Source organism: Pseudoxanthomonas sp. Soil82, from assembly GCF_040446535.1.
GTDB classification, from domain to species: Bacteria; Pseudomonadota; Gammaproteobacteria; order Xanthomonadales; family Xanthomonadaceae; genus Pseudoxanthomonas; species Pseudoxanthomonas kaohsiungensis.
The window spans coordinates 694,802-708,604 of sequence record NZ_JBEAAK010000002.1; the positions used below are offsets into that span (position 1 = coordinate 694,802).

Here is a 13,803-nt window from a genome sequence, read left to right on the forward strand (position 1 = left end):
GTCGCGATCCGGTCGTCCGGTCGCGACGGGGGCGCGCCTTCAGGGCAACGACGGACGGACCAGGCCACGCCTGCAGCGTGGCTTCAGCTCGCCGCGCAACGCGCGCACAGGCCGTGCACTTCCAGGGTCTGCGCCTGCGGCTGGAAACCCAGCGCCTTGGCCCGCGCGTCCAGCTGGGCCACGACCTCGCTGTCTTCCAGCTCCACCGCGCTGTGGCAGCGGTCGCAGATCAGGAACGGGACCGAGTGCTGGGCGCTGTTGGGGTGGTGGCAGGCGACGAAGGCATTGACCGACTCGAGCTTGTGCACGAAACCGTTGGCCATCAGGAAGTCCAGCGCGCGGTACACGGTCGGCGGCGCGTCGGCGCCGGCGCCCTTGCCCTCGCGAACCTTCTCCAGCAGCTCGTAGGCCTTGACCGGCTTGCCGGCGTCGGCGATCAGGCGCAGCACGTTGGCGCGGATCGGCGTCAGCCGCAGGCCGCGCTCGTTGCACGCGCGTTCCACCGCATGGACGAACGCATCGGCGCTGTCGACGTGGTGGTGCGGATCGGTGCAGGCATGCCGGGCGGGCATCGGTAACTCCGGTTGCGGTGCGGACTCAGGACTTGCCCACCTTGATAAGCGCTGCGTCGATGCGTTTCAAGGCTTCCTCGCGGCCGGCCAGGTAGACCGTATGGGAAATGTCCGGGCTGACCTGGGTGCCGGTGATGGCCACGCGCAGCGGCTGCGCGACCTTGCCCATGCCCAGCTCCAGCGCCGCGGCCGCGTCGTGCAGGGCCTGGCCGACACCATCGACGTTCCATTCCGGCAGCGCGGCCAGCAGCTCGCGCGCCTTGGCCAGCGGCACGTCGGCGCCGGCCTTGAGGTGCTTGGCCACCGCGGCCTCGTCGTAGCTCTCCAGCGGCACGTACCAGACCACCGCCTTCTCGGCCATTTCCTTCAGCGTCTGCACGCGCTCGCGCAGCGCGACCACCACGTCCACCGGCGCCGGGCCGGCGGCCACGTCCAGGCCCAGCTTCTCCAGCTGGTAGACCAGCTGCGGCGCGATCGTCGCCGGGTCGTCGGTCTTGAGGTAATGCTGGTTGACCCAGCCGAGCTTGGCCATGTCCAGGCGCGCGGCCTTGGAGTTGACGTTGGTGACGTCGAACAGCTCGACCAGTTCCTGGCGGCTGAATATCTCCTGGTCGCCGTGCGACCAGCCCAGCCGCGCCAGGTAGTTCACCAGCGCGTGCGGCAGGTAGCCGGCATCCTTGTACTGCATCACGTCGGCCGCGCCGGTGCGCTTGGACAGCTTGGCGCCCTGCTCGTCCAGGATCATCGGCATGTGCGCGAACTTCGGCACCGGCGCGCCCAGCGCTTCATAGATGTTGATCTGGCGCGGGGTGTTGTTGATGTGGTCGTCGCCGCGGATGACTTCGGTGATGCCCATGTCCCAGTCGTCGACCACCACCGCGAAGTTGTAGGTCGGGTAGCCGTCCGGGCGGAAGATCACCATGTCGTCCAGCTCGCTGTTGGCGATCTCGATGCGGCCCTTGATCAGGTCGTCGAACGCGACCACGCCGTCAAGCGGGTTCTTGAAGCGGATGACGCGGTTGGGATCGTCGCGATGCGGCAGGCCGGCCTCGCGCGCGGCGCCGTTGTAGCGCGGCTTCTCCTGCTTCGCCATCGCCGCCTCGCGCATGGCGTCCAGTTCCTCGCGGGTCTCGTAGGCGTAGTACGCCTTGCCCTGCGCGACCAGCTGCTCGGCCACTTCGCGGTAACGGTCGATGCGCGCGGTCTGGTAGACCGGGCCCTCGTCGTAATCCAGGCCGAGCCAGTCCATCGCCTCCAGGATCGCGTCGATCGCGGCCTGGGTGCTGCGCTCGCGGTCGGTGTCCTCGATGCGCAGGATGAAGTCGCCGCCGCGGTGGCGCGCCTCCAGCCAGCAGTACAGCGCGGTGCGGGCGCCGCCGATGTGCAGGTAGCCGGTGGGACTGGGGGCGAAGCGGGTGCGGCAGGTCATGGTGGGTGGTGTTCCTGGAAGTGCGGCCATTTTACCCGCTCGGGCCAGGCGGCTCCGCCAGTCCTCCGGAGCCCGCGGCCCGGGCCTGGCCTGCAGTGGAAACACGGGCACGGGCAAACGAACGCCTTCCAGGGGGCGATGCGTGCCCACGGGAAGGCAGGACGGTCCCGGCAGACGCAAGCACCGCAGTGCAAGCGCCGCGGACGGGCGTGGCACCCTGCCCGGCGCGGCAGGTTTTTCCGCGGTCTGGCGGCACTACAATCGGCCGATGACCACCTTGTTCGTCTCCGACCTGCACCTGGACCCGGCGCGCCCGCCGGTCACCGAACTGTTCCTGCGCTTCCTCCGGGACGAAGGACGACGGGCCGACGCGCTCTACATCCTGGGCGACCTGTTCGAGGCCTGGATCGGCGACGACGATCCCTCCGAGGCCGGCGAGGCCGTCGCCGCCGGCGTGCGCGCGGTCGCCGATGCCGGCGTGCCGGTGTATTTCATCCACGGCAACCGCGACTTCCTGGTCGGGGCCGACTATGCGCGGCGGGCCGGGATGCGCCTGCTGCCCGATCCGGCGGTGGTGGCGCTGTACGGCGAACCGGTCCTGCTGATGCACGGCGACCTGCTTTGCACCGACGACACCGCCTACCAGGCCTTCCGCGCGCAGACCCGCGACCCCGCCTGGCGGCAGCGCTTCCTCGCGCAGCCGCTGGCCGCGCGGCAGGCGTTCGCGGCACAGGCGCGCGAGGCGAGCATGGCCCGCCAGCGCGAGATGATCGCTGGCGACCGCGGCACGTTCGAGACGGTCACCGACGTCGCACCGGCCACGGTCGAGGCCACCCTCGTCCGTTTCGGCGTATCGACCCTGATCCACGGGCACACCCATCGCCCGGCGATCCACCAGCTGCAGGCGGCAGGCCGGGCGTGCCGGCGGATCGTGCTGGGCGACTGGTACGAGCAGGGCTCGGTGCTGCGGGTGGACGCCGACGGATTGCGCCTGGACGCGCTCTGAGCGACCGCACTACGCGCGCTTCGTAGAGCGGGGCTCGCCCCCTGCCCTCCGCAACGCAGAGCCAGCGGGGCAAGCCCCGCTCTGCGGATTCACGCCTTCGACTGCGTGGCCTCGACGTATTCCAGCGCCGCAAGCTCGTCCTCGTCGAACCCGGCCAGCAACCTGGCTTCGACATTGAACGGACCGTGCAGGTAGCCGCCCGCATACTCCTGCAGCAGCTCGCGGAAGCGCGCACGCGGCTCGACGCCGGCGCGCTCGCAGTACCAGCGGAACCAGCGCGAACCGGCGGCCACGTGCGCCACCTCCTCGCGCAGGATCACCTGCAGGATCTCCACCGTGCGCGTGTCACCCAGCGTGCGCAGGCGCTCGATCATGCCCGGGGTCACGTCCAGCCCGCGCGCCTCCAGCACGCGCGGCACCAGCGCCATCCGCGCCAGGCCGTCGTGCGCGGTCTTCTCGGTCATTTCCCACAAGCCGTTGTGCGCATCGAAGTCGCCGTAGTCGCGACCGAATTCGCGCAGCCGCTGGCGCAGCATCAGGAAGTGGCGGGCTTCGTCGCCGGCCACCTGCACCCAGTCGCGATAGAAGTCGCCGGGCAGCCCGCGGAAGCGGTAGACCGCGTCCCAGGCCAGGTCGATGGCGTTGAGCTCGATGTGGGCGATGGCGTGCAGGAACGCGGCGCGTCCTTCGGCGCTGCCCAGTCCGCGCCGCGGCAATTCGCGCGGATGCACCAGCCGCGGCCGCCCGGGCCGGCCTGGCATGCGGATCGGACCGGGCGGCGGCGCATGGGCAGGCACGTGGCGTTCGCCACGCGCAAACGCCGCCGCATGCAGGTGGGTCAAAGCGACTTTCTCCGCCGGATCGGCGGCGGCCAGGCATTGGACGGCGGCTTCGAACAGTGAGGTCATGGAATCGGCAACGCTACCGGGATCCCTTCCCGGCGACTCGGGCGAGCACGGCCACCCCCGGCTGCCTGCGGATGCGGCACGCACGCCGCACCCGGGCGAACCATGCGATGCCGCAGCGCCCCATCAGGACGCGACGCGGCGCTTCTTCTTGGCCTCGTCCGAGCGCAGCTGCTGGATGCGCTCGAAGTAGCCCGGCTCGATGCCGGTCACATAATCGCCGTCGAAGCACGAGGAGTCGAAGCGCTGCAAGTCCGGATTGCCCTCGCGCACGGCCGCCTCCAGGTCTTCCAGGTCCTGGTAGATCAGCCAGTCGCAGCCGAGCAGCTTCTCGATCTCCTCGATGCTGCGCCCGTGGGCGATCAGCTCGTCCGGCGAAGGCATGTCGATGCCGTAGATGTTGGGATGGCGCACCGGCGGCGCGGCGCTGGCCAGGTACACCTTGCGCGCGCCGGCGTCGCGCGCCATCTGCACGATCTGCTGGCTGGTGGTGCCGCGCACGATCGAGTCGTCGACCAGCAGCACCACGCGGTTGCGGAATTCCAGGTTGATCGGGTTGAGCTTGCGCCGCACCGACTTCACCCGCTCGCCCTGCCCCGGCATGATGAAGGTGCGGCCCACGTAGCGGTTCTTGATGAACCCCTCGCGGTACTTCACGCCGAGCACGTTGGAGATCTCCAGCGCCGCGTCGCGCGAGGTGTCCGGGATCGGGATGATGGTGTCGATGTCGTGGTCCGGGCGCAGGCGCAGGATCTTCTCGCCCAGCTTGACGCCCATGCGCATGCGCGCCTTGTGCACCGAGACGTTGTCGATCATCGAATCCGGGCGGGCGAAATACACGTACTCGAAGATGCACGGCGCCTGCGGCGCGGGCTCGGCCACCACCTCGCTGAACAGCTCGCCGCGCGCGGTGATCACCAGGGCTTCCCCCGGCTGCACGTCGCGCACGCGGACGAAGCCAAGGATGTCCAGGACCGCGGACTCGGACGCAACGACGTACTCCGTGCCCTCGTTGTGCTCGCGCTTGCCCAGCACCAGCGGGCGGATGCCGTGCGGGTCGCGGAACGCCACCAGGCCCAGGCCCAGCACCACGCTGACCACCGCGTAGCCGCCCTTCACCCGCTTGTTGACCCCGGCCACGGCGCGGATCGCCGCTTCCGGCGACAGCGTGCGCTGGGTATCCAGCTCGTGGGCGAACACGTTCAGCAGCACCTCGCTGTCCGAATCTGTATTGATGTTGCGCCGGTCCTGGGCGAACACCTGCTGGCGCAGGTGGTCGGTGTTGATCAGGTTGCCGTTGTGCGCCAGGGCGATGCCGTAGGGGGAATTGACGTAGAACGGCTGCGCCTCGTCCATGCCCTCCGAACCGGCGGTCGGATAGCGGCAGTGGGCAATGCCCACCCGCCCCTCCAGCACGCTCATCGCCTTGGCGTTGAACACGTCGCGCACTAGGCCGTTGTCCTTGTGCACGCGCAGGCGGGTGCCGTCGGCGGTCGCGATACCCGCCGCGTCCTGGCCGCGATGCTGGAGGACGGTCAACCCGTCATAGAGCTGACCGGCAACGTTCTGGTTGCCGACGATTCCGACGATGCCGCACATGTTCCGGGGGTCTCCGCAACGGTCCTACTGACCGGGGGTGGACGGGGGTGGCGGCTCCGCGCCGGATGGGGTTCCGTTCTCTTCGACCGGGACGGGCAGCGCCCCGGTGATCGTTTCGACCACGGCACCTGCGTGTTCGAGGAGCGCATTATCGCCGCTCGCCCGGCCATTGCCAAAATCCAGCTCCTGAACGGCCCAGTCAGGCAGCCAGCGCGCCATCCACTGCGCGCCCGGCGTCAGCACGGCCACCGCCCGCGACTGCGGCCAGGCCGGCTCCTGCGGCAGGCTGCTGAAGGCCAGCAGCAGCACCAGCATGCAGGCGACCAGCAGGCCGCGGGCCAGGCCCAGGCCCAGGCCAAGGACGCGGTCCACGCCGGTCAACCCGACCGATTGCAGCAGCTTGCGCGCCACCCAGCCGACGATGCCGACCAGCAGCAGCACGCCGATGAAGGCCATCGCGTAGCCCGCCAGCAGCTCGGTGGCGCCGGGCTGGCCATCATCGGCGAACCAGAACGCCAGTTCGGCGCCGTAATGGAACGCGCACCAGCCTGCGCCGATCCAGGCCACCAGCGAAGCGATGGTGCCGACGAAGCCACGAAACAACCCCAGCAATGCCGAGGCGAGCAGGACGCACAGCAGGACCAGGTCGATCGTGTTCATGCGTCGCAGCTTCCGCCTGCGGCGGCGTCCACGGTCACGGGTGCGGGACCACCATGCCGGCACCGAATCCCGAGGCCAGCCGCGCCTTCAGCTGGTCGGCCTCGGCACGGGTGGACACCGGCCCGACGCGGACCCGGTTGAGCGTGCCCTTGTCGGTCCGCACCGGCTGGACGATGGCGCTGAACCCGGCCGCGCGCAGCCGGTCGCGCAACGCATTGGCCTCGGCCGTGCTGGCGAACGCACCCATCTGCACCGCGAAGCCGACACCCGATGCGGCCGGCGCCGGCGCGGCGGGCTCGGCCTTGGCGGCGGCGGCGGGCGCAGCGGCGGCCGGTGCCGCCGGCTTCGGCGCCGGCGTGGCGGGCGTGGCGGGCGTGGCGGCGGCGGGCCGCGGCGTCGGCGCATCGGCCGGCAGGCTCTCGGTACGCGTGGCCGCGGGCGATGCGGCCGCGGTCGCCTGGCTGGCGGCCGGCGCGGCGGCGGCAGGCGCGGGGCTGGCGGCCGGCTCGGCGGCGGCAGGCGCGCTGGCAGCGGCGTCCTTGCCCGCATCGAGCGCGATGACCTGAGCGTTCACGTCGCTGCGGATCCGGACCGCCTGCAGGCGCCCGGCTTCGGCCAGCGCCCGGTCCGCATAGGGGCCCACGCGTACGCGCCAGGCCTGGCGGCCGTTGATGCTGGCCTCCTCGCGGAAACCCTCCAGCCCGGCCTGGCGCAGGCGCTGCAGCACGGCATCGGCGTCGCGGGCACTGGCATAGGCGCCGAAGCTCACCGCCCACTGGCCGGCGGCGATGGCCGGATCGGGCGATGCGGCGGGACCGGCAGGCGACGCCGCTGCGGCCGCGGTGGTCGCCGGCGCCGTAGCGGGCAGCGCCTTCGGCCCGGCGGGCGTGGCCGCCGCGGGCCCGGCGAGCGGCAGTTCGCGGGTCTCGAATCCCTCGGCCGGCGCGTCGGTGACGCGCGTGGACACATTGGCCACGCCGCTGTCGGGCGCAGGCCCCTGCACGAGCATGGGCAGGAAGATGACTGCCAGTGCGACCAGCACGGCGCCGCCGATCAGGCGTTGTTTGAGCTGGGTATCCACTCGGACTCGGGGGAAGCGTCGGGAGTGCGGGGATTATAGGCCGGCGGGTCGGGGTCGCGCCGTCAGGCCGCTGAATGCCGTGCCGCCAGCGCGGCGGCCGCGGTATGGAACGAACCGAACACCAGCACCCGGTCGCCCGGCGCCGCGGCGGCCAGCGCACGCGCCAGGGCATCGGCCACCCGTGCATCACGGCTGGCCGTGGCCGCGGCGGTCGACGACAGCCGCGCCGCGAACGCCTCCACGTCCTGGCCGCGCGCCACGCCGTCCAGGCCGGCCAGGTGCCAGCCCGCCACGGAGCCGGCGAGCGCGTCCACCATCGCCGCCGCGTCCTTGTCGGCCAGAGCCGCGAACACCGCCCGCGTCGTGCGCGCACCTGGCTGTGCCAGCAGCCAGGCCGCCAGCCCGCGCGCGGCCTGTGCGTTGTGGGCGACATCGACCACCACCTCGACGCCATCACGTTCGAAGCGTTGCAGGCGCCCGGCCAGGCGTGCGCCGGCCACGCCCTCGGCCCAGGCATGCGACGACAGCGCGCGCGGCAATGCGCGCAGCGCGGCGATCGCGGTGGCGGCGTTGGCCCGTTGTGCCGGTGCGTCCAGGCGCGGATGGGGAAGAACCAGTTCGGCGCCGACTTCGCGCCAGCGCCAGTGCGCGGCGTCGACCGGCTCGTGGAAGAAATCGCTGCCCAGCCGGATCGCGTTGGCGCCGATCGCGTAGGCATGGCGCAGCACGCTGGACGGCGGATCGACCTCGCCCAGTACCAGCGGCTTCCATGCGCGGGCGATACCGGCCTTTTCCCGGCCGATCGCCTCGCGGTCGCTGCCGAGCCAGTCGGTGTGGTCGATATCGACGGTGGTGACCACGGCCACGTCCGCATCGACGATGTTGACCGCGTCCAGCCGCCCGCCCAGGCCGACCTCCAGCACCGCCAGGTCCAGCGCGGAGCGGCCGAACAGCCACAGCGCCGCCAGCGTGCCGTACTCGAAATAGGTCAGCGGGGTGTCGCCGCGCGACGCCTCGACCGCGGCGAAGGCCGCGACCAGCGACTGGTCGGATGCTTCTTCGCCATCGATCCGCACGCGCTCGTTGTAGCGCAGCAGGTGCGGCGAGGTGTAGGCCCCGACCTTCCAGCCGCCGGCGCGAGCGATGGCCTCGACGAACGCGACCGTCGAGCCCTTGCCGTTGGTGCCGGCGACGGTGACCACCTGCGCGGCGGGACGGCCGAGCGCCATGCGCGTCGCGACTTCCCGCACGCGCTCCAGCCCCAGCTCGATGGAGCGCGGATGCCGTGATTCGATGTAGGCGAGCCAGGCGTCCAGGCCCGCTGCGGTCGTCGGCGCGTCAACCATGGCCGGGGCTCCGCGTGCCTGCGCTCACAGCGCCCGGTGCTTGGCCTCGCCGAAGAACGGGGTGTGGTGCGCGCAGTCGTTCAGGCGCACCACTTCCAGGCTCTCCAGGTCGGGACCTTCGAGCAGGTTGAGCGTGGTCGGGGCCTGGCGGAAGGTCCACAGCTTGCCGATCGGCAGGCCCAGGATCCGGCACAGCACGACCCGGTTGACCGCGTCGTGCGCGACCACCAGCAGGGTGTCGTCGTCGGCCAGGCCCTCGGTGGCGCGGGCCAGGCCGCGCCAGGAACGGTCCAGCACCTGGCGCAGCGATTCGCCGCCGGGCATCAGCACGGTATCCGGCTCCTCGCGCCAGGCGCGCAGGCGCGCCGGATCCTTCTCGCCGATCTCGCTGGCCAGCAGGCCTTCCCACTCGCCGTGGGCGATTTCCTGCACCTCCGGCTCCAGCTGCAGCATCGACGCGCGCTGCTCGCCCAGCGCCAGTTCGGCGGTGCGCCGCGCCCGCGACAGCGGCGAGGCCACCGCACGGGTGATCGGAACCTCGCGCAGGCGCTCGCCCAGGGCGCGTGCCTGCGCCTCGCCCACCGGCGAAAGCGGAATGTCGATCTGGCCCTGGTAACGGCCTTCGGCGTTCCACGGCGTCTCTCCGTGACGGGCAAGCAGGATTCGCATGGGGTCCCCGGTGTGGCGGTCTCCCGCGCCGGGCGGCGCGGGGGTGCGAATGATAACCCGCCGGCGGCCGGCCGGACCGCCATCGCACATGCATCCGCGCGTCCGTTCCCGATAACGGAAAAGGCGCCGGCAACGGCCGGCGCCCTCCCATGGATCCCGCGGCGCGATCAGCGCGGCGCGACGTTCATTTCCTCCAGCAGCTGCGGCGCCGGGAAGACCTCCTGCATGATCCAGCGCATGTAGCGCTGGTCGACCGAGATCATGCGCGTCATCGTCGGGTCGAACACCCAGTTCGACGCCACCGACTCCCAGTTGCCATCGAACGCCAGGCCGACCAGGCGCCCGTGCGCGTCGAGCACCGGCGAACCGGAGTTGCCGCCGGTGATGTCCAGGTCGGAAAGGAAGTTCACGGGCACCGAGCCCAGGCGCTCGTCGGCGAGCCCGCCATGGCGCCCGGCGGCCACCGCGTCGAGCAGTGCCTTGGGCGAGTCGAACGGATCGGCCCCGGTCTCCTTGGCGACCACGCCCTCCAGCGTGGTGAACGGCGTGTACTTGACGCCGTCGCGCGGCACGTAGCCCTTCACGTTGCCGAAGGTGATGCGCAGCGACAGGTTGGCGTCCGGATACACGAACTCGCCCTGACTCTTCTTGTAGTCGGCCAGCGCCTGCAGGTAGACCGGACGCGCGGCCAGGTTCTCGCCGGCGCGAGTCTTGCGCTCCTGCTCAAGCTTGAGCAGCGTGGGCATCACCGCCACCGCGTACTGGATCGCCGGATCGGTGCTGGCCTCGAACGCGGCGCGGTCGGCGCCGAACCACTTCAGGCGCTCCCCGGTGCCGCCCAGCTTGGTGCCGGCCAGGCGATCGAGCGCGCGCTTTACCGCCGCCGCGTCGTTGCCGCCCAGCCACTGGTCCACCGCGGCCACGCGCTGGCCGGCAGGCAGCTTGAGGTACTCGTTGAGCCAGTACTCCTGCAGCTGGCGGTCCATCGCCGGCACGTAGCGGCGCTCGAGCTGCTTGAGCCCACCCTCGATCGCGGCCAGGTCGCGATCCTGGTAGCCCGATTCGCGTTCGGCATCGGGCTTCTGCCGCTCGATCGACAGCCGGTACAGCTGGGTGGCAGCGCCGAGCATGGCGGTGTTGTTGAACATGGCCAGGGTCAGGTCGCGTTCGCGCGTGGCCTTGGCCTGCTCCAGCAGCGCGATCAGCTGTGCGTGCGCGTCGAGCGCCGCGGAGCCCTTGGCCCCCTGCCCCTTCAGCCACGCCAGCACCGCCGCTTCCTCGGCGCGCTTCTGCCCGGCCGCGTCGATGCGCTTGAAGCCTTCCAGCTGGCCCTCGTAGTTCTTGCTGGTGTTGTTCCAGCTGGCCATGGTGTTGGCGTAGCGGACCTGGACCTCCGGATCCTTCTTGCCGGCCGCCTCGACCAGGGCGATCTGGTTCTTGTAGTGGCGGGCGATGGTCGGGTAGGTCCATTGCGCGGTGTTGTCGAACTCGGCCGCCAGCGCGTAGCGGTTGGTCGAACCCGGGTAGCCGGCGACCATGACGAAGTCGCCCTCGCCCAGCGGCTTGTCGGCGATCTTCAGCCAGCGCTTGGGCTTGAACGGGACGTTGTCGGGCGAGTACGCAGCCGGCTTGCCGTCCTTGCCGACGTAGGCGCGGTAGAAGGCGAAATCGCCGGTGTGGCGCGGCCACATCCAGTTGTCGATGTCGCCGCCGAACTTGCCGACGCTGCCCGGGGGCGCATAGGCCAGGCGCACGTCGCGGATCTCCAGGTTCTTGAACAGCCGGTAGGCGTTGCCGCCGGAGAAGCTGTACAGCCGGCAGCGGAAGCCGGCGTCGGCTTCGCAATCGGCGATGAGCTTCTTCTCGAAGGCTTCCAGAGCCTTCGTCCGGCCCAGCGCGTCGTCGCCGGCCGCCGCGATCGCCGCCTGCGCCTCGCGGGTCACGTCGGTGATCTCGTCGAGCACGAACACGCGCGCATTCGGCCCGGCGCTGACTTCGTCAGCGGGGGTCGGGGCATTGAAGCCGTTGCGGATCAGGTTGTTCGCGGGCGTCGAATTCAGCTGGATCGCGCCATAGGCGCAGTGGTGGTTGGTCACCACCAGGCCCTCGGGGGAAACGAAGCTGGCAGTGCAGCCGCCCAGCGCCACCACCGCGCCCATGGGATCGCCGGTCAGGTCGGCCAGCTGCTGCGGGGACAGCTTCAGCCCGGCATCCTTCAGCGGCCCGGCGATCTCCGGCAACTGCTGCGGGACCCACATGCCCTCGCCCGCCAGGGCGGCAGGGGCGGCGGCGAGCGCGGCCAGGACGGAAGCGGTGAGCAGGCGAAGGCGCATCTGGACGGTTCCACTTGAAAGGATTCCCGATTCTAGCGGCGGCGCCCGCCGCGCCGGTCCATGACCTTCGGCAGGGGGCGGAAGGGGTCAGAGTGCCTTTTCCCGCGGAAGGAGTCAGGCTTCAGGTCATGCGGGGGAAAAGGCACTCGGACCCCGGGCGGTGGTTTCCCCCGCAACCTATAATGTCGCTCTTTCCCTGCCGAGGTTCCCGACGATGGCCCGTACCATGAAGGCGCTGGTCAAGCGCGAAGCCGCCAAGGGCATCTGGCTGGAAGAAGTGCCGGTCCCGGCACCCGGCCCGAACGAGGTCCTGATCAAGGTCGAGAAGACCGCCATCTGCGGCACCGACCTGCACATCTACCTGTGGGACGAATGGAGCCAGCGCACGATCAAGCCGGGCCTGGTGATCGGCCACGAGTTCGTCGGCCGCGTCGCCGAGCTGGGACCGGGCGTGTCCGGCTACAAGGTCGGCCAGCGCGTGTCGGCAGAAGGCCACATCGTCTGCGGCCACTGCCGCAACTGCCGCGGCGGCCGCCCGCACCTGTGCCCGAAGACCGTGGGCATCGGCGTCAACCGCGACGGCGCCTTCGCCGAGTACATCGTGATGCCGGCCTCCAACCTGTGGCCGATCCCCGACCCGATCCCGTCGGAGCTGGCCGCGTTCTTCGACCCCTACGGCAACGCCGCGCACTGCGCGCTGGAGTTCGACGTGGTCGGCGAGGACGTGCTGATCACCGGCGCCGGCCCGATCGGGATCATCGCCGCGGGCATCTGCAAGCACATCGGCGCCCGCAACGTGGTCGTCACCGACGTCAACGATTTCCGCCTGAAGCTGGCCGCCGACATGGGCGCCACCCGCGTGGTCAACGTCGCCAACCAGTCGCTCAAGGACGTGATGAACGACCTGCATATGGAGGGCTTCGACGTCGGCCTGGAGATGAGCGGCAACCCGCGCGCGTTCAACGACATGCTCGACTGCATGTACCACGGCGGCAAGATCGCCATGCTCGGGATCATGCCCAAGGGCGCCGGCTGCGACTGGGACAAGATCATCTTCAAGGGCCTCACCGTGCAGGGCATCTACGGCCGCAAGATGTACGAGACCTGGTACAAGATGACCCAGCTGGTGCTGTCCGGCTTCCCGCTGGGCAAGGTACTCACCCACCAGCTGTCGATCGACGAATTCCAGCAGGGCTTCGACCTGATGGAACAGGGCAAGGCCGGCAAGGTCGTGCTGAGCTGGAACTGACCTGCCCCCTGCGCTGCAGGCAAAGAAAAAGGCGCCCTCCGGCGCCTTTTTCTTCATCCGGACTACCGCTCCGGCGATCGCTCAGTTGCCTACCGTAAGGGTCAGCACGACGCGGTCGTCGGCAAGGTCGCCGAACAGGTCGGTCCCGCTGCCATCGGTGCCCACGTACGACAGGCCAGCGGTGAACAGGCCCCAGCTGCGGCTGACGCCGATGTTCCAGTCGAGGTAGTCGTCGCCCAGCGCGTCATCGGTCATGTTGTAGCCGACGCCCGCGCTGAGGCCGAACTCGTGCGGCAACTCCCAGCTGCCACCGGCGTTGAAGTACCACGCGTCCTCGTCGGTGCCGCCGAAGTCGTCGCTGTAGGCGACCAGCAGGCTATAGGTGTCGATGAAGGTGAATTTGGTGATCAGCTCGTTGAAGTTCAGGCCGCCGGCATCGGGGTACATGTAGCGGTTGATCATCACGTCGAAATTGACCGAATCGCTGAAGTCGGTGTTGTAGCCGACGAAGCCGTCGACCTCGACGCTCGGGTCGCCCGGGCCGAAGTCCACGCCCGAACCCCAGACACCGGCATAGAACCCGGAGTCGTGCGAATAGGTCAGGCCGGCCTGGGCAGTGGGATCTTCGTTGGTCTGCGAGACGCCGCGCCAGACGTAATCGGAGACCGCGGAAACAGACCAGGTGAACGGCGAGGATTCTTCCTCGGCGTCCTGCGCGAACGAAGCGAACGGTACGGCGGACAGCACAACGGCGAGCGAAGCGGCGAGCTTGGACGGCTTCATCCTGGATCTCCTGTCGGTGGGGGCTGCTGCGGCGGGCGGGACCGTGTGCGTTTCCGCGAACGTGCGCACGGCTTCACAAATAATTAACCGGCCCGATATTGCGATGCAACATTACCGACGTCAAGTCCCGGAACGCATGCGTCCTTCGCTGTCCGGAATGGACATCGCAGG

Annotated in this window: 12 protein-coding genes; 2 read left to right on the plus strand and 10 right to left on the minus strand. The window is 70.1% G+C overall.

Annotated elements, in window-relative coordinates:
* Positions 1-83 precede the first annotated feature (83 nt).
* Positions 84-572: a Fur family transcriptional regulator gene (locus ABKA19_RS08660; RefSeq protein ID WP_162376586.1), complete on the minus strand. Its 489-nt coding sequence runs from the start codon at positions 570-572 to the stop codon at positions 84-86.
* Between the two features lie 25 nt (positions 573-597).
* Positions 598-2,001 (minus strand): glutamate--tRNA ligase, encoded by a 1,404-nt coding sequence (gene gltX, locus ABKA19_RS08665; RefSeq protein ID WP_353688554.1) that lies wholly within the window; start codon positions 1,999-2,001, stop codon positions 598-600.
* A 268-nt stretch (positions 2,002-2,269) separates the two neighbouring features.
* On the opposite strand from gltX, the gene lpxH reads away from it, so the two are divergent.
* Positions 2,270-3,007: a UDP-2,3-diacylglucosamine diphosphatase gene (gene lpxH / locus ABKA19_RS08670; RefSeq protein ID WP_353688555.1), complete on the plus strand. Its 738-nt coding sequence runs from the start codon at positions 2,270-2,272 to the stop codon at positions 3,005-3,007.
* An 89-nt stretch (positions 3,008-3,096) separates the two neighbouring features.
* On the opposite strand, the gene ABKA19_RS08675 is transcribed toward lpxH, so the two are convergent.
* From ABKA19_RS08675 to ABKA19_RS08705, 7 genes are all read right to left on the minus strand, one after another.
* Positions 3,097-3,915: a ferritin-like domain-containing protein gene (locus ABKA19_RS08675; protein ID WP_353688556.1), complete on the minus strand. Its 819-nt coding sequence runs from the start codon at positions 3,913-3,915 to the stop codon at positions 3,097-3,099.
* A gap of 123 nt (positions 3,916-4,038) precedes the next feature.
* A complete protein-coding gene (gene purF / locus ABKA19_RS08680) occupies positions 4,039-5,511 on the minus strand; it encodes an amidophosphoribosyltransferase (protein WP_353688557.1) in 1,473 nt (490 codons plus the stop codon).
* Between the two features lie 24 nt (positions 5,512-5,535).
* Positions 5,536-6,171, minus strand: coding sequence for a CvpA family protein (locus tag ABKA19_RS08685; RefSeq protein ID WP_353688558.1), 636 nt, complete (start codon positions 6,169-6,171; stop codon positions 5,536-5,538).
* A gap of 34 nt (positions 6,172-6,205) precedes the next feature.
* The gene (locus ABKA19_RS08690; RefSeq protein ID WP_353688559.1) at positions 6,206-7,252 is read right to left on the minus strand and encodes an SPOR domain-containing protein; all 1,047 of its coding nucleotides are present in this window, start codon (positions 7,250-7,252) and stop codon (positions 6,206-6,208) included.
* Between the two features lie 62 nt (positions 7,253-7,314).
* Complete coding sequence (gene folC / locus ABKA19_RS08695; protein ID WP_353688560.1) at positions 7,315-8,598, minus strand: bifunctional tetrahydrofolate synthase/dihydrofolate synthase; 1,284 nt, start codon at positions 8,596-8,598, stop codon at positions 7,315-7,317.
* Positions 8,599-8,622: 24 nt separating this feature from the next.
* Entirely contained in the window at positions 8,623-9,267 is a 645-nt protein-coding gene (locus tag ABKA19_RS08700; protein ID WP_162376578.1) for a histidine phosphatase family protein, read from the minus strand.
* A 167-nt stretch (positions 9,268-9,434) separates the two neighbouring features.
* On the minus strand, positions 9,435-11,600 hold the full coding sequence (locus ABKA19_RS08705; protein WP_353688561.1) for a S46 family peptidase: 2,166 nt from the start codon (positions 11,598-11,600) through the stop codon (positions 9,435-9,437).
* A 214-nt stretch (positions 11,601-11,814) separates the two neighbouring features.
* Here ABKA19_RS08705 and tdh point away from each other — a divergent pair, with 214 nt between their 5' ends.
* Entirely contained in the window at positions 11,815-12,849 is a 1,035-nt protein-coding gene (gene tdh, locus ABKA19_RS08710; protein ID WP_353688562.1) for an L-threonine 3-dehydrogenase, read from the plus strand.
* 81 nt (positions 12,850-12,930) lie between these two features.
* Here the strand turns inward: tdh and ABKA19_RS08715 are convergent, their stop codons facing one another.
* The gene (locus ABKA19_RS08715; protein ID WP_353688563.1) at positions 12,931-13,632 is read right to left on the minus strand and encodes a TorF family putative porin; all 702 of its coding nucleotides are present in this window, start codon (positions 13,630-13,632) and stop codon (positions 12,931-12,933) included.
* Positions 13,633-13,803: the final 171 nt, after the last annotated feature.

Bases quoted from the DNA above. Each gene is read 5' to 3' on its own strand.
- lpxH (WP_353688555.1), top strand. From the start codon at position 2,270: ATGACCACCTTGTTCGTCTCCGACCTGCACCTGGACCCGGCGCGCCCG.
- tdh (WP_353688562.1), top strand. From the start codon at position 11,815: ATGGCCCGTACCATGAAGGCGCTGGTCAAGCGCGAAGCCGCCAAGGGC.
- gltX (WP_353688554.1), bottom strand. From the start codon at position 2,001: ATGACCTGCCGCACCCGCTTCGCCCCCAGTCCCACCGGCTACCTGCAC.
- ABKA19_RS08660 (WP_162376586.1), bottom strand. From the start codon at position 572: ATGCCCGCCCGGCATGCCTGCACCGATCCGCACCACCACGTCGACAGC.
- folC (WP_353688560.1), bottom strand. From the start codon at position 8,598: ATGGTTGACGCGCCGACGACCGCAGCGGGCCTGGACGCCTGGCTCGCC.
- ABKA19_RS08705 (WP_353688561.1), bottom strand. From the start codon at position 11,600: ATGCGCCTTCGCCTGCTCACCGCTTCCGTCCTGGCCGCGCTCGCCGCC.
- ABKA19_RS08685 (WP_353688558.1), bottom strand. From the start codon at position 6,171: ATGAACACGATCGACCTGGTCCTGCTGTGCGTCCTGCTCGCCTCGGCA.
- ABKA19_RS08700 (WP_162376578.1), bottom strand. From the start codon at position 9,267: ATGCGAATCCTGCTTGCCCGTCACGGAGAGACGCCGTGGAACGCCGAA.
- ABKA19_RS08715 (WP_353688563.1), bottom strand. From the start codon at position 13,632: ATGAAGCCGTCCAAGCTCGCCGCTTCGCTCGCCGTTGTGCTGTCCGCC.
- ABKA19_RS08675 (WP_353688556.1), bottom strand. From the start codon at position 3,915: ATGACCTCACTGTTCGAAGCCGCCGTCCAATGCCTGGCCGCCGCCGAT.
- purF (WP_353688557.1), bottom strand. From the start codon at position 5,511: ATGTGCGGCATCGTCGGAATCGTCGGCAACCAGAACGTTGCCGGTCAG.